Source organism: Trichocoleus sp. DQ-U1, assembly GCF_039961925.1.
In the GTDB taxonomy this organism is placed as follows: domain Bacteria; phylum Cyanobacteriota; class Cyanobacteriia; order Cyanobacteriales; family FACHB-T130; genus FACHB-T130.
In genome coordinates this window covers 1-21,127 of record NZ_JAMPKB010000085.1, presented here as the reverse complement: position 1 = coordinate 21,127, position 21,127 = coordinate 1, and the positions used below count along the sequence as shown (strand labels likewise).

Annotated in this window: 20 protein-coding genes and 1 pseudogene; 12 read left to right on the top strand and 9 right to left on the bottom strand. The window is 50.1% G+C overall.

Annotated features, from left to right (window positions below; genetic code table 11):
• Positions 1-117 precede the first annotated feature (117 nt).
• Both NDI34_RS23820 and NDI34_RS23815 read right to left on the bottom strand, forming a co-directional pair.
• Complete coding sequence (locus NDI34_RS23820) at positions 118-471, bottom strand: DUF5615 family PIN-like protein (protein ID WP_190415305.1); 354 nt, start codon at positions 469-471, stop codon at positions 118-120.
• Positions 464-862, bottom strand: a complete 399-nt coding sequence (locus NDI34_RS23815) for a DUF433 domain-containing protein (protein ID WP_190415307.1) — start codon at positions 860-862, stop codon at positions 464-466. The genes NDI34_RS23820 and NDI34_RS23815 overlap by 8 nt, the downstream gene beginning before the upstream one ends.
• A 54-nt stretch (positions 863-916) precedes the next feature.
• Here NDI34_RS23815 and NDI34_RS23810 point away from each other — a divergent pair, with 54 nt between their 5' ends.
• The 3 genes from NDI34_RS23810 (at position 917) to NDI34_RS23800 (ending at position 3,617) form a co-directional block, all read left to right on the top strand.
• Positions 917-1,063: a hypothetical protein gene (locus NDI34_RS23810; RefSeq protein WP_348234034.1), complete on the top strand. Its 147-nt coding sequence runs from the start codon at positions 917-919 to the stop codon at positions 1,061-1,063.
• A gap of 69 nt (positions 1,064-1,132) precedes the next feature.
• Positions 1,133-3,034 carry a S9 family peptidase gene (locus tag NDI34_RS23805; protein ID WP_348234033.1) on the top strand — a complete coding sequence of 634 codons (1,902 nt, stop codon included), beginning with the start codon at positions 1,133-1,135 and terminating at the stop codon, positions 3,032-3,034.
• A gap of 151 nt (positions 3,035-3,185) precedes the next feature.
• Entirely contained in the window at positions 3,186-3,617 is a 432-nt protein-coding gene (locus NDI34_RS23800; RefSeq protein WP_190690381.1) for a nucleoside deaminase, read from the top strand.
• A 234-nt stretch (positions 3,618-3,851) separates the two neighbouring features.
• Here the strand turns inward: NDI34_RS23800 and rbsK are convergent, their stop codons facing one another.
• From rbsK to ebsA, 3 genes are all read right to left on the bottom strand, one after another.
• Positions 3,852-4,787 (bottom strand): ribokinase, encoded by a 936-nt coding sequence (rbsK, locus tag NDI34_RS23795; protein ID WP_348234032.1) that lies wholly within the window; start codon positions 4,785-4,787, stop codon positions 3,852-3,854.
• 88 nt (positions 4,788-4,875) lie between these two features.
• Positions 4,876-5,967 carry a phosphotransacetylase family protein gene (locus NDI34_RS23790; RefSeq protein ID WP_348234035.1) on the bottom strand — a complete coding sequence of 364 codons (1,092 nt, stop codon included), beginning with the start codon at positions 5,965-5,967 and terminating at the stop codon, positions 4,876-4,878.
• Positions 5,968-5,993: 26 nt separating this feature from the next.
• Positions 5,994-6,368 carry a type IV pilus biogenesis protein EbsA gene (gene ebsA / locus NDI34_RS23785; protein WP_190425538.1) on the bottom strand — a complete coding sequence of 125 codons (375 nt, stop codon included), beginning with the start codon at positions 6,366-6,368 and terminating at the stop codon, positions 5,994-5,996.
• 379 nt (positions 6,369-6,747) lie between these two features.
• Between ebsA and NDI34_RS23780 the strand changes: the two genes are divergently transcribed.
• Together NDI34_RS23780 and NDI34_RS23775 are read left to right on the top strand one after the other, a co-directional pair.
• The gene (locus NDI34_RS23780; RefSeq protein WP_190415319.1) at positions 6,748-7,722 is read left to right on the top strand and encodes a radical SAM protein; all 975 of its coding nucleotides are present in this window, start codon (positions 6,748-6,750) and stop codon (positions 7,720-7,722) included.
• Entirely contained in the window at positions 7,676-9,112 is a 1,437-nt protein-coding gene (locus NDI34_RS23775) for a glycosyltransferase family 2 protein (RefSeq protein ID WP_190525636.1), read from the top strand. Before NDI34_RS23780 ends, NDI34_RS23775 begins: the two co-directional genes overlap by 47 nt.
• 80 nt (positions 9,113-9,192) lie before the next feature.
• Here the strand turns inward: NDI34_RS23775 and NDI34_RS23770 are convergent, their stop codons facing one another.
• Positions 9,193-11,322, bottom strand: coding sequence for a DNA polymerase III subunit gamma/tau (locus NDI34_RS23770; protein ID WP_348234031.1), 2,130 nt, complete (start codon positions 11,320-11,322; stop codon positions 9,193-9,195).
• A 227-nt stretch (positions 11,323-11,549) separates the two neighbouring features.
• On the opposite strand from NDI34_RS23770, the gene NDI34_RS23765 reads away from it, so the two are divergent.
• Positions 11,550-13,154, top strand: a complete 1,605-nt coding sequence (locus NDI34_RS23765) for a tetratricopeptide repeat protein (RefSeq protein WP_348234030.1) — start codon at positions 11,550-11,552, stop codon at positions 13,152-13,154.
• An 82-nt stretch (positions 13,155-13,236) separates the two neighbouring features.
• Positions 13,237-14,115 carry a ribonuclease HI gene (gene rnhA / locus NDI34_RS23760; RefSeq protein WP_190415328.1) on the top strand — a complete coding sequence of 293 codons (879 nt, stop codon included), beginning with the start codon at positions 13,237-13,239 and terminating at the stop codon, positions 14,113-14,115.
• A 139-nt stretch (positions 14,116-14,254) separates the two neighbouring features.
• Here rnhA and cruG read toward each other — a convergent pair whose 3' ends face one another.
• Together cruG and cruF are read right to left on the bottom strand one after the other, a co-directional pair.
• Complete coding sequence (cruG, locus tag NDI34_RS23755; RefSeq protein WP_348234029.1) at positions 14,255-15,502, bottom strand: 2'-O-glycosyltransferase CruG; 1,248 nt, start codon at positions 15,500-15,502, stop codon at positions 14,255-14,257.
• Positions 15,499-16,419, bottom strand: coding sequence for a gamma-carotene 1'-hydroxylase CruF (gene cruF / locus NDI34_RS23750; RefSeq protein ID WP_190674144.1), 921 nt, complete (start codon positions 16,417-16,419; stop codon positions 15,499-15,501). The genes cruG and cruF overlap by 4 nt, the downstream gene beginning before the upstream one ends.
• 449 nt (positions 16,420-16,868) lie before the next feature.
• Between cruF and NDI34_RS23745 the strand changes: the two genes are divergently transcribed.
• The 5 genes from NDI34_RS23745 (at position 16,869) to aroF (ending at position 20,760) form a co-directional block, all read left to right on the top strand.
• Positions 16,869-18,155, top strand: a complete 1,287-nt coding sequence (locus NDI34_RS23745) for a GNAT family N-acetyltransferase (protein WP_190674147.1) — start codon at positions 16,869-16,871, stop codon at positions 18,153-18,155.
• On the top strand, positions 18,118-18,633 hold the full coding sequence (ruvX, locus tag NDI34_RS23740) for a Holliday junction resolvase RuvX (protein ID WP_242031288.1): 516 nt from the start codon (positions 18,118-18,120) through the stop codon (positions 18,631-18,633). The genes NDI34_RS23745 and ruvX overlap by 38 nt, the downstream gene beginning before the upstream one ends.
• Before the next feature lie 85 nt (positions 18,634-18,718).
• Entirely contained in the window at positions 18,719-18,988 is a 270-nt protein-coding gene (rpsO, locus tag NDI34_RS23735; protein WP_190415339.1) for a 30S ribosomal protein S15, read from the top strand.
• A gap of 15 nt (positions 18,989-19,003) precedes the next feature.
• Positions 19,004-19,468, top strand: a complete 465-nt coding sequence (locus NDI34_RS23730; protein WP_190441097.1) for a PAM68 family protein — start codon at positions 19,004-19,006, stop codon at positions 19,466-19,468.
• A gap of 233 nt (positions 19,469-19,701) precedes the next feature.
• Entirely contained in the window at positions 19,702-20,760 is a 1,059-nt protein-coding gene (gene aroF / locus NDI34_RS23725) for a 3-deoxy-7-phosphoheptulonate synthase (protein ID WP_190441324.1), read from the top strand.
• 271 nt (positions 20,761-21,031) lie between these two features.
• On the opposite strand, the pseudogene NDI34_RS23720 reads toward aroF, so the two are convergent.
• A pseudogene (locus NDI34_RS23720) lies at positions 21,032-21,127 on the bottom strand (IS5/IS1182 family transposase); the annotation flags it as partial.

Here is a 21,127-nt window from a genome sequence, read left to right as displayed (position 1 = left end):
TGGGTATGGTAATTTCATCATACTCAAAATTCTCCCAGTTCATTTCAGGCATCGTGTGTGAAGCGAACAGAGCAAACCCAGTAAATCGCATCCTTCACCAAGACAAAGTGCGATCGCTTATGTTCGCCACTGGTTCAGCCAGCGTACTTGCCCGATCCACTCAGATGCGTGTGTCTCTGACAGCAGGCGATCTAGAGCAGCAATTAAATCCGAGAGTGTCCAACTGCTTTGAGCCGCCAGGATAATGCCCCCATGTTGGGGGTATTCGGCTAAAATCAAAAAATCGCGGATGTTAAAGGTAAAGATACACCGTCCTTGTGCCGTAGCCCCTAATAACTGAGCCTCATCGCTGGCATCTAAAGGCATCCAATCAGTTGGTGTTCGGGTGACATCGTGACCGCGAGAAATTAAGGCTTGATGTAGGGCTTTAATAGATGTATCGGCATCAAGGTGCAACAGCGGTTTAGACATTTGCCGCTTCAAGAGTTTCTTCAGATGCGATCGCCATCTCTATTTCCGCCGCGTGCGCTCCAAAGTAAGCTAGAGCCTGCTTCACCTGAGCCTCACTCAACCCATACTCAGCAGCAATCTCCTTCGGGGATAAACCCCAAAGTTTCGCAGCAACTACCACTGTCTGCACGCGCAAGCCAGTCCCGCGCAGAAAAGGCATTGGCTGACCGCTAGCGCCGCGACGGTATGTAATTTCAGGAAATGCCGGATCGTCGAGTTGCTGGCTTAGCGCCCCTACCTTCTCTGCCACAGCCCACAAAATGAATTGATTTAGCGAAATACCTTGGGAAGCTGCATATTTTTCGGCATCTTGCTTTAACTGAGTCGGTAAGTTCAAGGAGTAACGTGCCATTGATTCTTCCTCAGCGTGCCAATATTATACACATCATATATTACGTCGTATGATATGTCATTTAATCCACAAGCGTCGTCAAGACAACTGTTTGGCTATCCTAATTTGTATCGGCACACGATCGCATCCTCGCCCCGTCACAGCCAAAGCGATCGCATCCTCCCCAACATCAGAAACGCGATCGCTTATCGGGTCGGTTAACCATACTGGGGGATTCGCGAGTTCTATGAGCAAAGTAAGAATAAGGAGATCGAGTAGTAAGAGGTAAAAATGCAATCAACTATTGAGCGATCGGCAACCCAACTACCGCCGCTGATTCCCCGCGAGGTTCTTTTCGGCAACCCAGAACGCACCAGTCCGCGACTTTCACCGGATGGTAAGTATCTGGCGTACATCGCCCCGGACGAGAAGAATGTCTTGCAGGTGTGGTTGCGGACAGTCGGACAGGAAGACGACCGCCAACTCACCGCAGATAAGAAGCGCGGTATCCGGATTTTCTTCTGGACTTATAATGCCGACCAGCTGATGTATATGCAAGACTCAGATGGCGACGAGAACTTTCACCTCTATTCGGTCAATATTCACTCCAATATTGTCCGCGACTTAACGCCATTCCAAGGGGTGAAAGCACAACCAGTGGATCTTGACCCCAAGTTCCCCGATCAAGTGTTGGTAGGGATGAACTTGAAGGACTTGCAAAAGTTTGACGTTTACCGCATCAACCTGGCTAACGGTGCGGTTGACTTATACGCCGAAAACCCAGGCAATGTAGTTAGCTGGACAGTAGACGCCCAATTCCAGGTACGTGCCGCCACAGCTGCAACTCCCGATGGGGGTTCTGACCTGTTATTCCGGGAAACAACCCAAGGCGATTGGGAAACCCTGCGTCACTGGGGACCAGATGATGAAGGCGGTGCCGTTAGCTTCTCGGAAGATGGCAAAACCCTTTATATCAGCGGCAGTCACGATGCCAACGCCAGTCGCCTGATTGCTTTCGATGTCACTACTCGCGAAGAAACAGTAATTGCCGAAGATCCGCAATACGATCTAGGCGGCATCGTCATTCACCCAATTACGCGAGTTATCCAAGCAGTTTCCTTCTACAAAGAGAAACAAGAATGGCAGGTACTTGACCAAAGTATCGCCGCAGATTTTGAAGCGATCGCCCAAATTCGTCCCGGAGAGTTCGGCATTTCCTCCCGCGACCTTGCCGACAAAAATTGGCTAGTCGCTTTCCTCACCGATGACGGCCCGGTCTACTACTACGCCTATAATCGAGATTCCAAGACCAGCACCCTCCTGTTCAGCAACAAACCCGTACTAGAAGGGTTGTCGCTGGCATCCATGCAACCGATTTCCTACCAAGCCCAAGACGGCTTGACGATTCACGGCTACCTGACAACACCTGTAGGAATAACCGCACAGAATTTACCAACCGTATTGCTGGTTCACGGTGGCCCTTGGGCGCGAGATACTTGGGGTTACGACCCGCAAGCGCAGTGGTTGGCAAACCGGGGTTACGCGGTGCTGCAAGTGAATTTCCGGGGTTCCACCGGCTACGGCAAAGCCTTTGTCAACGCTGGCAACCGGGAATGGGCAGCGAAAATGCACGACGATCTCATTGATGCCGTCAACTGGCTGGTGCAACAAGGCATCTCCGACCCGCAAAAGATTGCCATCATGGGCGGTTCCTACGGCGGTTACGCAACCCTAGTGGGATTAACTTTCACACCGGATGTCTTTGCGTGCGGTGTGGATATTGTTGGTCCGAGTAACCTGATTACGCTGATGCAAAGTATCCCACCCTACTGGGAACCGCTGAAGGCGAATTTCTACTATCGGGTCGGCAACTTGGAGACGGAAGAAGAATTTCTCAAATCGCGATCGCCCTTATTTTTCGTTGACCGCATAACTAAACCCTTGCTAATCGCCCAAGGTGCCAACGATCCACGGGTGAAGCAGGCGGAAAGCGAACAAATCGTCGAGGCGATGCAAAAGGCAAATAAGCCTGTAGAATACGCCCTTTACACCGACGAAGGACACGGTTTCGCCCGTCCCGAAAACCGACTGCACTTTTACGCGATCGCAGAAGAGTTTCTCTCTAAATACTTGGGTGGACGCTGCGAACCGCTAGGAGACATACCCGGACATTCCGGCGTACTAAACTCATAGTCCCCATCCTCACCAATTAAGGTACGCAAAGAAAGTCTAAACTTTGCGTACCTCTGCGCTTACCTTTGCGTACCTTTGCGTTGAAAACCGGACCTTTTGCACAGAAAAGCAGTATTCTAAAACAAACTAAATTGTTGACAATTAGACTGTTATGGACGATTTTATGACAGATGCGATCGCCGAAGCTAAACAGGGACTCAACGAGGGCGGAATTCCCATTGGTTCAGTTCTGGTGAAAGATGGGCAAATTGTCGGTAGAGGACATAATAAGCGCGTCCAAGACAACGACCCCATTACCCATGCAGAAATCGATTGCTTACGCAATGCTGGCAGAATCGGCAGTTACAAAGATACAACGCTTTATTCTACCTTGATGCCTTGTTATCTCTGTGCTGGTGCTGTTGTCCAATTTGGGATTAAAAAAGTCATCGCCGGTGAATCTGCAACTTTCTCCGGTGCCAAGGAATTCATGGAATCCCACGGTGTTGAAGTGATTGATTTAAACCTGGATGATTGCAAGCAGTTGATGAGCGATTTCATTCAGAATAATCCCCAGTTATGGAATGAGGATATTGGCAAGTAATTTCCCAAAAAATAGCTTTTAACTTTAACTCAACAGGGAATTTTTTTGTTTTACCCTCTAGAAGGTATTCGTTTTTTTTGGTATAATAAACTTGATAAGGAAGAACTAAACTTTAATATTTATTTAAGACAGATTTCGATTATCTAAATATACCTTGAAAAGGCGGAATTATCGTTACCAAATACGCCATTAATCATAAAAATATACTGAATATTCTTCCCTTTTTCCACTTAGTTATAGAATGCCTCTGTCTCTGAGAAATGTATCGAACGTCTCTCTATCGGGCAGAGAGGGTTGGGCACCGGCAATAGTTGCCGAAATCGCACCAGTGGCAGCACCCCAGACTACTGCCTCCCGCAGAGGACGCCCAGAAGCCAAAGCTGCTGCCAATCCCCCATTAAACGCATCCCCAGCCGCAACAGTGTCAACTGCCTGAACGGGGAAAGCGGGGACGAAGAATGTTTCCTCCGGTGTGGCACAGAAGACACCGCGATCGCCTAATTTCACAATTGCCGTACCGACCCCCTGTTGACGTAAAGCTGCGGCTGCTTTGGCAGCGGTTTCTTGCCCATCCACCGCAAAGCCTACCAATTGCCCCGCCTCAATTTCGTTGGGGGTGATGATGTCAACCAACGGATATAAAACAGACGCAAAATTTTCCATCTCGATAGCAGGTGCGGGATCGAGAATGACCTGGACACCCGCTTGTCGCCCTGCTCTAGCAGCTGCAACAACGGCTGGCATCGGAATCTCGAACTGAAGGAGCAATGCAGCAGCACCGGGTAACAAATCGCTAAGGCGTCCGACATCCTCCTGGTTCACGCGCCCATTGGCACCGGGGACGATGATAATGTGATTTTCTCCCCTCCCACCCACAGCGATCGCTGCGACGCCAGAATGAGCCGCCTCATCCACCAAAACAGCCCCAGTCTCGACCCCAGACGCCTGAAGCTTGGTGAGGAGTTCGCGTCCAAAATTGTCGGCACCCAGACGCCCAACGAGCTGAGTCGGAATCCCCAGCCGCGCCACTGCTACCGCTTGATTCGCCCCTTTTCCACCCGCAGCCGTAAAAAAGTCATGACCCCGTAGCGTTTCACCAGCAACTGGCAATCGGGGCGATCGCGTCACGAGATCCATGTTGATGCTGCCGAAGACAATAACTTTGGTCATTGGTCGCTCTTGAAAGTTTTGAATTTTGAGTTTTGAATTAAAGGGATTCCTAACTCAGAACTCAACATTCACCACGCTTTGGACTCGCTCACTGCAGCGTAACCGCCGGTTCTAAACCCAAAGTCGCCATTAAGCGCTCAATATCGAAGTTTTCAGCCATCATCTGGCGAACGCACTCGACCTTAATCGGTTCGTGGAGCCGCACTTGACCAAAGGCACGGTCAATAATTCCTACAGCTGTCAGCGTATCCAGGTCAACCGACAAAATCGGAATCTCTAAATCTTCAGCGCGGCTGAGGATAAAATGTTGTGGCGGCAATTGTCCAGTCAAGATCAGGCACTGAGTAGAAGTTTCCAAGGCGGCTAGCTGGATATCCGTGCGATCGCCTCCCGTCACCACCGCCATGTTCGTTCCCTTGCGGAAATACTTCAGCGCTGAATTTACATTCATTGCGCCAATTGTCAAGCTCTGTACCATTAAATCCAATCGATCTGGACGGCACAGAACTTCTGCTTTCAACTGGCTGACCAGTTCCCGAACGCTGACACTCCGCAGCAACTCGCTTCTTGGCAACATTCCCAACACAGGAATCCCCTGCCGCTCTAGAAAAGGTCGTACGAGCGTCTCAGCGGCTTCCAGATTAGCTGCGGGAATATCGTTTATCAAAACACCCGTTAAGCGATCGCCCAGCCGCTTTTTAGCTGACAACAGCGCATCCACCAATAGAACCGAGTGAAAACGAGCCACCAGTAAAACAGCCGCATCAACAGCGTCAGCAACCTGTCCCAGAGACAAGTCGAATAAGCTGCCTTCTTCCAAAGTTCCTGGCCCTTCTAATAAAACCATTGGGGCACCAGGCACCCGTCGATACTGCTCCAGAGACAGACGGTAATCCGTCTGGTCTTCTCCAGATAGGCGTCTTTGAATCGTCTCTTCATCCAGAGACAGCAGAGTCGGTCTGATTCGGTTTTCTGGTAATTTCAATACCTGAGCGAGTAACCGGACATCCTCCTCCATCGCATCTGTTTGCGATTCACTTAAACAGGTGCCCAGCGGTTTCCCATAGGCGATATCCAGCCCCTTTTCTTTCAGCTGATGGGCAATCCCCAAGATCGTTGCTGACTTGCCACTGTAAGCTTCTGTTGACCCGATAAGCAAATATTTAGCCGCTTTTGGCACACCCTCACTCCTCATTTCTACAGTGTTCAACCATCTGCTCGTAGCAGCTTACGATAGAACGTGTGGGAAAAGTCGATTGTGCGAGTGCGCTTGAAATTCATAATTACGTCGATTAAAAAATCGACCAACTCTGAATTTGCCATCATCACTTCGTAACTCAGTTCCGCATTTCCATCAAACTGCAACCGACAACGGGTCAAATCCAATGGGAGCCTAGACACATACCAGGTGGCAACAAAAGGAATGCTATCGCCGCCTTCTATTTTGCGATTCCCTTCTAAAGACCCTTTTTGATACAGGCTAATTGCCAAGGGCAACATATTCCGCTTATTGCCCTGGTAGTAGGGCATGTAGACACTGACATCCCCTTGGTTTGCAGGCTGAAGTTGGTCAATTGACATTGTCTTAAATCTTCCTCAATTTCCGTCTGACTGGCAGTAGGGCGTTGTCCCTAATTTTCTGCGCTCTGACAGCCGATTGGGAACACAATAGCTTAGAGTTCTAGCCTTGGACGGTGGAGCTAATGGTGATTCTACCTTAATATACAGGTTCCCGCGTCCTCCCCAGGATAAATTCATTCATTAAAGGAATTAAGGACTATGTGGGAGGGAGAAAGAGCAGGAAAGAGTAGTAGAGAAATTTTCGTTTTCCTTCCCCTTTTTTCCCTTTGTAGCGAATTTTTTTCCCCTTTTCCCCGATTCCTGAGTAAAACTTCCTATCTGTTGCCGATTAGTTTACGCTGACTGAATAAAGTTAGGGAATTATTCACGCGAGAAATCTATGCCTCCTTTAGTTGCTAACTACTACTTAACTTATCGCTGCAACGCCAGATGTCATTTTTGTAACATCTGGGCATTAGAGCCACCCCAAGAAGCTGACTTTGCTACGATTCAACACAACTTAAAGGACTTGCGCCGCTTGGGTCTGAAGTACATAGACTTTACGGGTGGCGAACCCCTGCTACGTGCAGATGTTGGTCAGATTTACGCTGAAGCCAAAAAGCAGGGATTTTGGACCAGCATGACGACGAATACAATTCTTTACCCCAAAAAAGCCAAAGAAATTCAAGGATTAGTTGACTTTTTGAATTTCTCGTTAGATGGTGCGGATGCTGAAACTCACGACCATTCCCGAGGGGTGAAAATTTTTGACACCCTAGTTGAGTCGGTTGCTCTAGCGCAAGAACTCGGCGAACAACCCGTTCTCAACCACACCGTCACCGCCCAAAATTATCAGCACATTAACGAAGTCGCAGAACTCGGTCTACGCCTAGGCGTCAGGGTATGGCTCAACCCAGCTTTCACCGCCCACGACCACTACAATTCCAACAAGAATCCCACCCCAGACATGGTGGCAGCAATTCAAGCCGCCGCCAAGAAATATAAGAATGTCGGATACAATAAGGCTGCACTGGCGTTCATTGAAGCTGGGGGGAATGATACGAAAAATCCCCGCTGTAAAGCGGTAGATGCAGTAATTGCGATTTCTCCCGACGACAAGCTACTCCTACCTTGCTATCACTTTGCCCAAACCGGCGTTCCCATTAACGGTAAGCTTTACGACCTCTATCGCCAGTCAGAGGAAGTGGAATCCTACCGCCAATCTCAGGGCAAGCTGTCCGTGTGCGAAGGATGTACGGTATGGTGTTACCTGATCCCCAGCTTCTTTATGGGTGTAGATAAGTATTGGTGGTTGAATCAAGTAACCTATGCCGGAGAATTCCTGGCCCGAAAAAGATTCTTACAACGAGCTTGAACCGCTCGATTCTCTGTTGTCTGAATGTAGAGACGCAATCAATGAAGTTTCTACAGAAGAATTTGAGAGCGACTTTTTTCAGGGACTGGCAGGACGCCGACGCAAAGCGGCGTTCGCCTTAACGGTGATTTGGGGCAGCATCATTGCCCTACATCTGTTTGTTTGGGGTTCGTGGTTAGTCCTAGGACTGACCGGACTGTTGGTGATTCAAGCGTTCCGCGTCGTATTCGCGCGACCCCGACCAGTCCCAGCGCCGTTGTCGGAAGCAACAAAAGACCAATGGCCTTCTGTTTCCCTACTGGTGGCAGCTAAAAATGAGGAAGCTGTTATTGGCAACCTGGTGAAAATGCTGTGTAATCAGGACTACCCAGTAGATCGGTATGAAGTTTGGGTGATTGACGACCACAGCACCGATCGAACCCCCCTAGTGTTAGAGCATCTGGCGAAGGAATATCGCCAGTTAAAAGTCCTGCGCCGAGGTGCGAATGGGGTTGGCGGCAAATCGGGAGCGCTGAATCAAGTGTTGTCCCTGACGCGAGGAGAAATTGTCGGGGTATTTGATGCCGACGCCCAAGTGCCACCAGATATGCTGCGTCGGGTTTGCCCAAGTTTTGAGCGGCAACAGGTGGGAGCCGTGCAGATGCGAAAAGCGATCGCGAACCCATCGCTGAATTTCTGGACTCGCGGTCAGATGGCAGAAATGGCACTGGACTCCTATTTCCAGGAGCAGCGCATTGCCATTGGCGGCATCGGGGAACTTCGAGGCAACGGTCAATTTGTCCGCAGAGCTGCCTTGGAGCATTGCGGTGGGTGGAATGAGGAAACCATCACGGACGACTTGGATTTAACGATCCGCTTACACCTGGATCGGTGGGATATCGAATTTCTGATCTTTCCCCCCGTATATGAGGAAGGCGTCACCAGTGCTAGGGCACTGTGGCATCAGCGCAATCGATGGGCAGAAGGGGGATTCCAGCGCTATCTGGACTACTGGCGTCTGCTGGTGTCAAACCGGATGGGCACCCTCAAAAGCATTGATGCGTTCTCGTTTTTGCTCACCCAGTATATTCTCCCCGCCGCTGCCGTGCCCGACTGCCTAATGGCGATCGCGCGGAATCGTCTGCCGATTCTCAGCCCCATCACCGGAATGACGTTCATTCTGTTTCTGATGGGGATGTTCGTCGGTCTGCGCCGCACCCATAAAGAAGAGAAATTGACTGCATCGGTCTTTTTCGTCACCCTGTTGCAAACCTTACGGGGTGTCCTTTATATGTTGCACTGGATGGTAATCATCGCGGCTACTACCGCCCGGATGTCCGTGCGACCGAAGCGGCTGAAATGGATTAAAACGGTGCATCAAGGCAATAGCGAGGAAAGTTTTGAGTTTTAAGTTTTGAGTTTAAAAATAAGGGACACGGTACTGCCGTGTCCCTTATTTTAAATAGGACGCAGCACTGCCGTGTTCTTACTCTAAAACCCTACATCATCATCTTCTTGCCACTCATTGAGTAGCTCGTCGGCAGAATGAATCATCTCTTCGAGTGGCAAGCGCGTCGGCATCTCGGAAAGAGACGGTAAATCTAAAGTCTCCAGATTTTCCTCTCGCTCATCAGCCAGCTTGACAATTTCCCCTTTAAAAAAGTCCGCGAGGCGTTTGGCAGCGATCGCGACTTCATCGTCCCACTCTAAATCGGGCGGTGCGGGTGGTTGGGCAGTAGCGGCTGGAGTTCGTGAAGCTGAAGAACTGCCGTTCTTCACCTCATGCTTCGCCTGCGGTGGCATCTTTGATGGCGGCGGGCTGGTTGAAGAGGGTGCTAAATCGTTACTAGCGCCATTCCCTGTCTTGCCTTCCCCAGAAGGCTGTACGGGCGGTGCTTGAGGAGTCGGTGTCCCAGATGCGATCGCTCCTACGGAATTTTTACTGGGCAATGTTCCTAAAGAATCAGACCTTTCAGCGTTTGGCGGTTTTGAGGCAGGATGAGACTTCACCTCAGCCCCCCCGCTAACTTGAAAGCTGACTTTTACCTTAGATTGAAAGGTTTTTGAAAAAGCTGCTTCCACATCTGGCAATTTTGTCTGGGCTAACTTTAACAAACCCGTTGAACTGACACTCAGGATTGCTTCCCGACCATTAAAGTTTAGTAAGCGACATCGTTGACGCAAAAATTCTTGCGTCCCAAATAGCTGGACGTGATTAATTACCTGTTGCCAAACTCGATCGAGTTCGACACTTCGATCCGTACCCTCTCCAGGCTGAGAAACTGGCGCAGGAGGTTCGGTCGATTCTCTCGGTTCTGGTGGTGGTGCCGCCGCTGAGGGCGTCTTTGGTGGCGCTTCCTGCTGAATCTGCGGAACACTAGGAACAACGGGTTCAACGACTGGCTTAGCGGGTTGGGCAGGGGTTGAGTGTTGAGTGTTGGGTGTGGACGCCCGCTCGACTCTTGCCTCTTGTGGCTCGACACGCGGGCGATTCAGATTCACACTGCTCCCTGCCTGGGTCTGCTGACCGCTATTAGCTAATGGCAACAAGCCTAACAGCGTCACTTCTAACCACAGGCGCGGCTGAGTCGTATTTCTAATTTGAACTTCGCTGTCCTTAAGGTGCTTTTGCCCCTGCAAAATTGTCGGGATGTCCAGATCCTCAAATTCGCACAACTGAGTCCAGGTGGGCGCGGTCACGGCTACCAAATCCGGGCGTTTGGGGGCAGTTTTGGCGATTAGTAAATCGCGGTAGAAACCGGCAAGATTTTGGAGGACAATCAGCGGTTCTCTGCCCCTGTCCATGAGGTGACGAGCTTTTTCCAGAACTGCTTCGGGATCGGAATGAGCGATCGCCTTCAACAATTCCATTAAATCTCGTTCTGGAACCGCTCCTACCAAATCCCAGACTGCCTCTACCGTCACTTGACCGGATAATAGGCTGAGCTGGTCGAGCAGGCTTTCCGCATCCCGCAAGCCTCCCTGAGCCACTTGCGACACCAAGGTAATCGCCTCGGAAGTAATGTTGATGTTTTCCAACTGGGCAATTTTTCCCAGATGCTCCACCATCGCCTCTAAGGGAATGCGGCGAAAATCAAAGCGTTGACAGCGAGAGATAATTGTCGGTAACACCCGCTGCGGGTCGGTGGTCGCCAGGACAAAGACAACGTGCTTGGGTGGCTCCTCTAGCGTCTTCAGCAAGGCATTGAACGCAGCTGAACTGAGACTATGAACTTCGTCAATCACATACACTTTGTAGCGGCACTGAACGGGGGCATATTGGGCGCGTTCGATGATCTCCCGGATATTGTCCACGCCGGTGTTGCTAGCGGCGTCGATTTCAATTACATCCAGCGCTGAACCTTTGGCGATTCCTTGGCAAACAGGACAAACACCACAAGGTTGTTCTGTCGGCTGACTATTCTGAAGACAGTTCAGCGACTTTGCCAGAATCCGGGCGCTGGAGGTTTTGCCCGTTCCTCTAGAACCCGTGAATAAATAGGCGGGGGCAATCCGTTCGGTGCGGATGGCGTTGCGGAGTGTGTGGGCGATCGCTTCTTGTCCCACCAAATCCGCGAACGTCTGAGGGCGATACTTGTGATGTAGGGGTTGGTAGGTCACGGCAGGGATTCGTCAGGCTAGACAAGCGACAGAGGTGTCGATAAAAGTGTAACGTGTTGCTCTAGTCGAACCGGATGCGATCGCCTTCTGGTTGTCTTTAGAGAATTGGTGTGGTTTTCTGGAAAGCAAACATTACGGTTAACCGATCAAAAGCTCATAATAGCCAGTAAACTGTTCAAGCCCGTTAGATAAAATCTGAGAAAGTAAGGGCGGGGGGACTCTAGCAAATGCTCAAGCAACTATGGCGATCGCTGGTAAGGTGGTTTCAGCGTTTATTTGGAACGGGCGGCAGGCGAAACCCAACACCCGCCTCGGTTCGCTCGGAACCCCCTAAACCCCTGACGGATACAGATTATGAATTTTTGTACAGCCAACTGCTCGAAGGAGTCGCGCATGGCTGGCAGCAAGACCGGGTTTTACGATTTTTTGAGTCTCTGGGCGATCGCGGTCAATCATCCCTATGGGTGGGGTGGCTGAACCGCTTTGGGGAAAGATTATTAGCTTCCCCTGCACCTAATAATGAGTTAGCGGCGCGAATGGTGCAGCTTGGTCAGGTGGGCTGCGGAGAAATCGGGGAAGTTTCTTATGATATTGGGATGCAACTGCTGACGAGAAACGCTCCGGCACGAGCAGTAAACCCCCCACCCGTCTCTTCTATCTATGAATACGAGGAGTTCGACGCGCCGGAGGAGGAAGTCCCCGCAGTTAGTGAGGAAGGTGAGGAAGGCGGAGAACTCAAAACAGTCACCCTAGATGAGTTGTTGGTGATGTTGCAGCAGGATAGCGGTTTACTTCAGCAAATTTCCGAACAACTGCAAATTGAGACCACCGATCCGCAAGTCATTGTGCAAGCATTGGTGAATCAATTCAATGCGGCAAATCCATCCAGCGCCGAGGAAGCAGAAAATCCATCGAGTGCAGAGGAAGCCGAAGCTTGGTTTAATCAAGGCAATCAGCAAGCCAGTGCTGGAGAATTGTCAGATGCGATCGCTAGCTACGATCGTTGCTTAGCGCTTAGCCCGGATAATTATATCGCCTGGAACAACCGAGGCGTGATGCAGAAAAATTTAGGACAGTTGCAAGATGCGATCGCCAGCTTTAGCAGGGCGATAGAAATTAAACCCGACTTTTACGAAGCTTGGAACAACCAAGGCAATACTTTCCAGGACTTAGACCGTTTAGAAGAAGCGATCGCTAGCTTTGACAAGGCAGTAGAAATTAAAGCAAACGACCCAGAAGCCTTCTACAATCGGGGATTAGCCCTGGAAAACTTGAACCGCTATGAGGAAGCGCTGGCTAGTTTTGACCGGGTTCTGCAACTCCAACCCAACTATTCAGAAGTCTGGATGGTAAGAGGCGAGACCCTACACCGCTTAGCTCGATATGAGGAAGCGATCGCCAGCTACGACCAAGCTTTGCAACTCAAACCGGATGACTGGGACTCCTGGATCGGTCGCGGCAAGTCGGCGCTTCTTTCAGCGAGTTTGGACCCCTTACTGAGTTCCTTAAGTAAGGTCGCTCAAAATAATCCAGCCTTGAACCAGCGCGGCGATGAAGGTCAATTGGCAAGCTATGAGGAAGGGTTGAAGTACGTTTCTCAAGACACTCACCCAGAAGGTTGGGGCAGATTGCATCAAGCAATTGGCAATGCTTACTATGAGCGATCGCAAGTTAATCCAGAACCCAATCCGTTGCGCCAAAAAGCCATAATCGAGTACGAACAGGTGCTATCAAGCCTCCCCGAAGCCGATTTTCCAGAGTTGCATCAAGAGATTTTGCAAGACCTTCTGCAACTCCAGCAATCTTTAGGACAACCCTCTGAAGAATCCTGAATAATCTGACAGGGCAGCTTTCCCTCGCTTGGAGCTGCCCGTTTTTTGTACAATAACCATTCAACCTCGCAAAACCACTTTCATGCCCTTGACTCGGACAATCCAAAGTATCTATACCGATGGTGCCTGCGTCGGCAACCCAGGTCCTGGAGGCTGGGGTGTTGTTGTCTATTTCACCGATGGTTCGGTCTATGAAATGGGCGACGCCGATCCGGCAACCACTAATAATCGGATGGAAATGCAAGCCGCAATCGGCGCATTGAAACTCGTGAACGGCCTCGGACAACAAGAACCCATCACCCTCTACACCGATAGCGAATACCTGAAAAATGGCGTAACCAAATGGGTGAAAGGCTGGAAAAAGAAGGGTTGGAAGACGGCAGAAGGGAAACCCGTCCTCAACCAAGATCTCTGGGAAATACTCGATGAACTCAATCTTCCCCGGATCGAGTGGCGGTATGTCCGGGGTCACGCAGGAAATGAGGGGAATGAGCGCTGCGATGCGATCGCGCGGGCTTTTGCGACGGGGAAGACTCCTTCGCTGCAACAACCCATAGCAGAAGAGTCAATTGTTTCACCCGCCACTAATTCTATTGATAACAAAACGATACAATCGAGTGACTTATCTTCTGACCCTCCTAACCTCGGCCTAGTCATGGTAGATTCTACTACTCCATCTGCTCTTGATTCTCAGGACAATCTGCCCCGTGAGGTGAGAGTCGCCCAGCTGCGTAATCTGATAGAAACTCTCCACGTGGCTGACGAGATTGCTGCTAAAGGCTACCTAATTACTAGCTCTGAATTAGCTGACTTGATGGATGTCAATGCCAGCGCTGTCACCAGTCGCGGAGACCACTGGGGGTGGCGTAACTGGATTGTGTCGCGGGTTCGCCGTGAGGGCAATCAAATTCTTTGGCAGCTAGAACGGGTAGATGCGGTTAACAGTAATTTCGATTCTTAAATGAGTTTTGGTTTTGGGGAATTGGGAAAAAGTTGTGAGTTTTGAGTTTTGAGTTTTGAGTTTTGAATTAAAGAACTCTCCGATCGCTCAAAATCCAACACTCATCACTCTCATTACCCCTTTGCTTGAAAACTCAAAACTATCCATAACTCCGACCGCGCCATTGCTTAGGAGTACGGATAGCAGACAGAAAAATTCGCAGCACAGCTAAAGGATCTGCCAGAGGGGAAAGATAAAAGTAAACAGGTAAAAGTAAAAAGTCAAAGTTCCTTTCCCGTTTGCCTGTTTCCGATCCCTTGAAGCTGGGGGATCGCACTGTGCTTTCATAAGATGGCGCGATCGCGAGTAGCAACGCAAACCGAATCAATAGCAGAAATAAATTTAACCCGACAGCAGCCACCACTGGGAGTGTCGAAGTTCCCATCACCAGCCAGCTGAGCAAAACCAAGGACGCAGGTAAAGGTAAACCCTGAACGGCGAATAGCAGCCACAAGTCCCCCCATATCTGACCCCTGGAAGCAGCGTCTTTTAGGTCAAGCGATCGCCCCCACTCTTTCCAAGTTTCAGCTGCGCCCTCATACATCCGCACCTTCAAAACCTTGGCTCCATCCAGAAAGCCCACCTTGAACCCACGGGAGGCAATATTGCGGGCAAGGGTCACATCGTCGCAAAAAGAACTCCGGGCGCTGGTATAACCCCCTACAGCCTCCAAAACAGAGCGACGGCACAGGAAACACTGACCGTTCGCCATCACCCGCTCCGGATCTTGAGTATTTGTACCCGCCGGATCGAATCGGTAAAGCAGGGTCATCAAGAGTGCTGGTTGCAGCCACCACTCGCCTGGATATTTCAAGATAAACTGCGGCGACAGGGAAATCAGGTCATAACCCTCTTCTTTCGCTGTCCTGAGCAAACCGGCAACTAAACCGGGAATCGCCTGAGTATCGGCATCCATTCCCAAAATCCACTCGCTCTGTTCGCTACTGTGCAAAAATCCGGTATGTAAAGCCCAAGGACGCCCCACCCAGCTAGGCGGTAAAGGATCGTCCGTCATTAAGCGAAACCGGGGATCTTGCTGCTGTGCCGCTTTAACTAACTCTGGAGTTCCATCCCGGGAACGACTATCAACAACGATAATTTCACGGACTTCGTAGCTTTGGCGGGTTAGCCCAGCCAGCGCTGGGCTAATTCGCTCCGCTTCATTTAAAGTCGGAACCACGACACTGACAGCACCTAAGAGTTCGGGCGTGGCAGTATCGGGTTGAACGGGCGATCGCCGAGACGGCCCTTTCAATAGACGCGAGAGCAGGATCGCTACTGCTGGTGCCTGAACGAGTAGCAGCAGCAGCGATAGTGCGCTCTGGAGTGTTAACCAATCGACGTTCACTTCACCGCCACTTTGACTTGAGTCACTGGAATTTCTGGCTTCAAACTCGCAGGAGTTTCCGCTGTGGATTCGCGAATCTCTGCGGGTTGTGCCATTTGCCAGAGGGTCAAAGTTGGAATGACACCGACCAGAACGCCCAAGGAGACGGGTATCCAATACCCAGCTGCCAAGCTCAATCCGGCTGCATAACCAAAGTTACTTAGATAGATGATGAGCGGGAAACCTAGCCCAGAACGATCCAATAAAATTGGCGTCTTTCTCCACAATATTGCTCCCACACCGATAAAGAGCGAGCTAGTGCCAAACCAACCGGCATAGTTTCCGTAAGGTGTGCCAAAGAAGGCTCCTGGCTGTTCCCAATACCAAAAAGGTACCATTGTTTGACTCATCGCTGGCTCCAGCGCAAAGTCCCAAGAGGTGAACATCATAGCAGCTACAGCGATCGCGCCCACATAGCGAACCAAGCTCGGATGTTGCCGAGTTTTTAGACCCGCGCAGGCAATTAAATAAGAAACCAATCCCATATAAAACCAGGACAAGGGAATGGTAAAAGGTACCAGTCCACCAATCTTATACCCCAAGCCGTTCAGGTAGCTGTAGTCCCCAAATGGAAAGCCTGTACTGGTTCCCAGCAATTCGCTTCCCAAGGACAGGCACACCGCAGGCAACATGAAAGTCAGCCAGTGCCACAGTCCTAACTTTCTATAGGCATAAATGGCAACGGCGACCGTTCCCAAGACGATATTCACCACTCCACCCCAAGCCATACTCCACTGGAATGCAGTCTGCCCAGTCTCCCCTAAACTCATAATTATTTCAGGATGGGGTACGACCAGCACCAGCCCCGCCAGTCCAAAAACCATCGTTACAATATGACCAATCAGGCAGAAACGCTCGACAGTGACAAGTTGCTTCATTGCAGAATTCTTACTTCTGTATGTTCTTAATAGTAGTTTACAAATGTTTGTCAAATAACCCCATGCTTGTGCGGCTATCGTCGTTAGTCGTGGCTTAAGAGTCCAAATTTAGTTGGAAGTCTCCCAATCTCGTGTCAGAAGTCCAATTCACCCGTTAGCACAGCGACCTCGATCAACCTTTGGAATATTCCGAAGTTCAAGGCTGCTGCTGGACTCCAGACTTCCAGAGAAGGACTTAGAAAGAAAAAAACGACAATCAAATAAATTCTTCGCCAGTCGGCTTTTGGCTCTTCCTGGTCGGCGGTCAGTAGGGGAAAGCAGTTAAGATATTGGCAGCAACACTTAAAAGGCTTTTTCACTAAAAACCTATTGGTTGCGTTTTTAAGCTGGGCTTGCTCTCCAAGAGCAGCTCGCTCGACCCTATCGGCTTCATGGCGCATGTACTTAACATGACTTCATTTCTGCCTAAAGAAACCAAAATTGCGATCCGTCCCGTTCAATACCGCGATCTAGATGCGCTGGAACGGCTAGCCGCAGAAGATTTTGACGCAGGAGACCAAATTTACTCAACGGACAATCTGGGTAGAAAAGTTCATCAAATTCGACCCTGGTTTGGCCCGCTGAAGTTCTTGAGCTGGTTTCCCAATCCTTGTCAGCACACTTTTTGCGTTTATGTCGCGGAGCAGGATAACCAAGTTCGCGGTACGATCCAGGTTTCACCGTTCAACCGCACGCGCAGCACTTGGCGGGTTGAGCAGGTAGTTTTGGAGACAGGGGTACCGGCGGAAGTTGGCTCGCAGCTTTTACGTTATTGCTTTGAGTCAATCTTGGAAGCGCGTACCTGGGTGTTGGAAGTCAATGTTAACAACAAAGCAACACTGGCTCTTTACCGCCAGAATGGGTTTCAACCTTTGGCTCAGCTGACTTATTGGGCGATCGCTCCAGAGCTGCTTTCGTCACTGCAAGAGCGCGAACCGGATTTACCCAATCTTCTCCCAGTCAGCAATGCTGATGCCCAGTTACTCTACCAACTCGATACGGTGTCAATGCCGCCGCTGCTACGCCAAGTTTATGACCGTCACATCCATGACTTCAAAACTAGCTTCGCTGGCGGGTTTCTCACCAGCTTGAAGCAATGGATCGGCAAGACAGTTAGCGTTAGTGGTTACGTATTTGAACCGCAGCGCAAGGCAGCAATTGGCTATTTTCAAATTTTTCTGTCCCGCGATGGCTCCCAACCCCATGTCGCTGAGTTGACCGTACACCCAGCCTACACTTGGTTATATCCGGAGCTACTTTCCCAAATGGCTCGGATGGCTAAGGATTACCCTTCCCAGTCCTTACAACTGGCTTCAGCCGACTATCAGCCAGAACGAGAAGAATATTTGGAACAATTAGGGGCAGAACGAATTTCCCACTCGCTCCTGATGTCTCGTTCTGTGTGGCACAAGCTACGGGAGGCAAAGCCCATTTCCTTAGAAGGGCTACAGTTGGCGGAAATGCTTCAGGGTCTCCAACCCGCTCGCAAAGCAGTACCGGGGCGGATGTCTTGGCTGAAGTCAAAGCATAAGAAGCCGCAGGTAGAACCGCAGAAGGATTTATCGTCCTCTGTGGCGTTGCCTCCAAAAGGGGGAATCGTGCTAAATTCCCAATCCCTTGATGCCACGAAAGCTAGCCGCACAGAGCGGGGAGAAGAGAATGGAGAGAATCTCGGCACTGGGTTTGGATGTCGGTAAAAAGCGGGTTGGGGTAGCTGGTTGCGATGGCACTGGATTGATTGCCACCGGAATCGCTACGATCGAACGCACTTCCTTTGAGCGGGATATGGAGCAACTGCGACGCCTGGTTGAGGAGCGACAAGTGCAAGTTCTGGTCGTCGGCTTACCCTATGCGATGGATGGAACCCTAGGATTTCAGGCGCAGCAGGTGCAGAAATTTGCGACGAGAGTGGCAGCAGCTCTCCAGTTACCGTTGGAATATATGGATGAGCGCCTCACCTCTTATGAGGCAGAGGAACTGCTGAAAACAGAAAGGCGATCGCTCTCCCAAAATAAACCTCTAATTGACCGCAAGGCGGCAGCTTTGATTTTGCAACGCTGGTTAGATGAACGTCGAGCCGCAAACAAAGTCGCAAAGCAACTTGTAGAAACAACCTATATCGCGTCTGGCGCACAGATACAGACACAGGCAGAGACATCGGAAATTCCCAATTGATTCGCAATTCCCGATTCTCCATCACCGATTTCCAAATCAGATGATAATATGAGAGATTGCTGCATTCTAAAAATAGACTTTATCCATGACTCTGCCGCAACAGCGTAAACACGAAATTATGACGGAGTATCAGGTTCACGAAACTGATACTGGCTCGACGGATCTCCAAATTGCGATGCTGACAGAACGCATCAATCGTCTCAGCACTCACCTCAAAGCCAACAAGAAGGATCATGCTTCCCGGCGAGGTTTGTTGACAATGATTGGTACCAGAAAGCGCCTCCTGTCCTACCTGCAAAAGGAAGATAGACCCCGCTATCAAGCCTTGATTGGTCGCCTGGGTATTCGCGGTTAAACCGCCGATAAACTTATGTCTTCAGAAGAATCCCAACGGAATCGCTTACCGTTTGAACCCGCTAAGAAGAATCGCAAAAAACCAGCGAAAAACCAACCAACAGCCCCAAGCACTGCCAAAGCGGAAGGTCAAGCGCCTTCTCCAAGAAAGCTCGAATCTTCGGCAGTCCCAGAGGTGGTGAGCAAACGCATGGCTCGCCGGATGGCTCTTTTTTGTGGGATTCCTAGCGCTTTAGGCATTTTGACTTTTATTGTCAGTTATGTCGTGGTTAGCCAGCACTGGTTCAAGTTGCCCAACGCCGCAGTTGTACTTGTGAGTATGGGCTTCTTTGGGTTGGGCGTTCTGGGATTAAGTTACGGGGTTCTCTCAGCCTCCTGGGACGAAGAGAGACCGGGTAGTAAAATCGGCTGGAACGAGTTCACCACGAACTGGGGACGGATGACAGCAGCATGGCGCTCTGCTGGGCAAAAGGATTCATAAATCCCGCGCAAATACCAGCAGTTCAAAGGTGAGTTTTACTTATAAGTTGTTTAGAGAACGATTGCCATCGGTCTCGCTCTTTCCTGGGGTTTGAACCCCAGGCTATTTTCATTTTTTGCTGGAGAGATAAACTCGGCGGTCTATCTAGGCAAAGCTAGAGAAGTATTATCTCTGGTGACTTTTGAAAAAGGAGATATTCGGCAGATAAACAACCGAATTATGGATTTGGAAAAATGATTGTAGTCATGAAAGCTGGCACTCCAGAGGTTGAGATTGAGCGCGTTAGCGCCGAACTCGGTACTTGGGGACTGACACCAGAAAAAATAGTTGGGAAGCACAAGGTGGTATTAGGTCTGGTTGGTGAGACGGCTGACTTAGATCCCCTCCAGATGCAAGAAATTAGCCCTTGGGTTGAACAGGTTCTGCGAGTTGAGCAGCCCTTTAAACGGGCAAGCCGCGATTATCGTCACGGTGAAGCTAGTGACGTTGTGGTATCAACGCCTAACGGTAATGTCACTTTTGGCGAACACCATCCTTTAGTGGTTGTGGCTGGCCCTTGTTCGGTCGAAAACGAAGAAATGATTATTGAAACCGCACGTCGAGTTAAGGCGGCGGGAGCGCAGTTTTTGCGCGGCGGTGCCTATAAGCCTCGGACTTCGCCCTATGCTTTCCAAGGACACGGTGAAAGTGCCTTGAATTTGCTAGCGGCGGCGCGGGAAGCGACAGGCTTGGGCATTATTACGGAACTGATGGATAGTCCTGAATTGGATGTGGTGGCAGAATTTGCCGACGTGATCCAAATCGGTGCCAGAAATATGCAAAATTTCTCCCTGTTGAAGAAAGTAGGGGCGCAGGAAAAGCCTGTGCTGCTGAAGCGGGGAATGGCGGCGACGATTGAAGATTGGTTGATGGCGGCGGAATATATTATGGCTGCTGGCAACCCGAACGTGATTTTGTGCGAACGCGGTATCCGCACCTTTGACCGTCAATATGCGCGGAATACGCTGGATTTATCGGCAATTCCAGTTCTGAGAACTTTGACTCACCTACCGATTATGATTGACCCCAGTCACGGTACTGGTAAGTCTGAATATGTGCCTGCGATGGCGATGGCATCTATCGCTGCTGGTGCTGACTCGTTGATGATTGAAGTCCACCCCAACCCGAAGAAAGCCCTTTCTGACGGTCCTCAATCTCTGACACCAGAGCGTTTCGACCGCCTGATGCTAGAAATGTCTGTAATTGGCAAAGCGGTAGGTCGTTGGCCTGAACCTGCTGTTGCTTTAGCTTAGAGTTACAAGGGTGGGCAAATGCTCACCCTTTTTTAATGGATGCGATCGCAATTTGATTCGTGATGGAATGCGATCGTTTTGGAAGAACAGCAAGCATGATACTCTATGCCGAAATCCTCCGAATAGGAGATTTGGATGTATTACTCCATCGACAATTTCTCCTAACAAACATCGCCTTTTACAACAGCTTGCCCATAATCATATCCCTTGAGACGAATGGAGCGACGATGGTGTTTGTCTGGGTTATAGGACAATAGACCTCCTGCATGAATCAGGAGGCATGTGCCAGTTCGTAGTTCAGCAAGCCAGCAATTAGGTTTAAGCGCAAACCAAATCTCTGCCTGCGATTGCGATAACGTCCTGAAAA

Bases quoted from the DNA above. Each gene is read 5' to 3' on its own strand.
- rnhA (WP_190415328.1), top strand. From the start codon at position 13,237: ATGCCCTTGACTCGGACAATCCAAAGTATCTATACCGATGGTGCCTGC.
- rpsO (WP_190415339.1), top strand. From the start codon at position 18,719: ATGACTCTGCCGCAACAGCGTAAACACGAAATTATGACGGAGTATCAG.
- aroF (WP_190441324.1), top strand. From the start codon at position 19,702: ATGATTGTAGTCATGAAAGCTGGCACTCCAGAGGTTGAGATTGAGCGC.
- cruF (WP_190674144.1), bottom strand. From the start codon at position 16,419: ATGAAGCAACTTGTCACTGTCGAGCGTTTCTGCCTGATTGGTCATATT.
- NDI34_RS23780 (WP_190415319.1), top strand. From the start codon at position 6,748: ATGCCTCCTTTAGTTGCTAACTACTACTTAACTTATCGCTGCAACGCC.
- NDI34_RS23805 (WP_348234033.1), top strand. From the start codon at position 1,133: ATGCAATCAACTATTGAGCGATCGGCAACCCAACTACCGCCGCTGATT.
- NDI34_RS23810 (WP_348234034.1), top strand. From the start codon at position 917: ATGTCATTTAATCCACAAGCGTCGTCAAGACAACTGTTTGGCTATCCT.
- NDI34_RS23765 (WP_348234030.1), top strand. From the start codon at position 11,550: ATGCTCAAGCAACTATGGCGATCGCTGGTAAGGTGGTTTCAGCGTTTA.
- ruvX (WP_242031288.1), top strand. From the start codon at position 18,118: ATGGAGAGAATCTCGGCACTGGGTTTGGATGTCGGTAAAAAGCGGGTT.
- NDI34_RS23815 (WP_190415307.1), bottom strand. From the start codon at position 862: ATGGCACGTTACTCCTTGAACTTACCGACTCAGTTAAAGCAAGATGCC.
- NDI34_RS23775 (WP_190525636.1), top strand. From the start codon at position 7,676: ATGCCGGAGAATTCCTGGCCCGAAAAAGATTCTTACAACGAGCTTGAA.
- NDI34_RS23820 (WP_190415305.1), bottom strand. From the start codon at position 471: ATGTCTAAACCGCTGTTGCACCTTGATGCCGATACATCTATTAAAGCC.
- NDI34_RS23745 (WP_190674147.1), top strand. From the start codon at position 16,869: ATGACTTCATTTCTGCCTAAAGAAACCAAAATTGCGATCCGTCCCGTT.
- NDI34_RS23730 (WP_190441097.1), top strand. From the start codon at position 19,004: ATGTCTTCAGAAGAATCCCAACGGAATCGCTTACCGTTTGAACCCGCT.
- rbsK (WP_348234032.1), bottom strand. From the start codon at position 4,787: ATGACCAAAGTTATTGTCTTCGGCAGCATCAACATGGATCTCGTGACG.
- ebsA (WP_190425538.1), bottom strand. From the start codon at position 6,368: ATGTCAATTGACCAACTTCAGCCTGCAAACCAAGGGGATGTCAGTGTC.
- NDI34_RS23800 (WP_190690381.1), top strand. From the start codon at position 3,186: ATGGACGATTTTATGACAGATGCGATCGCCGAAGCTAAACAGGGACTC.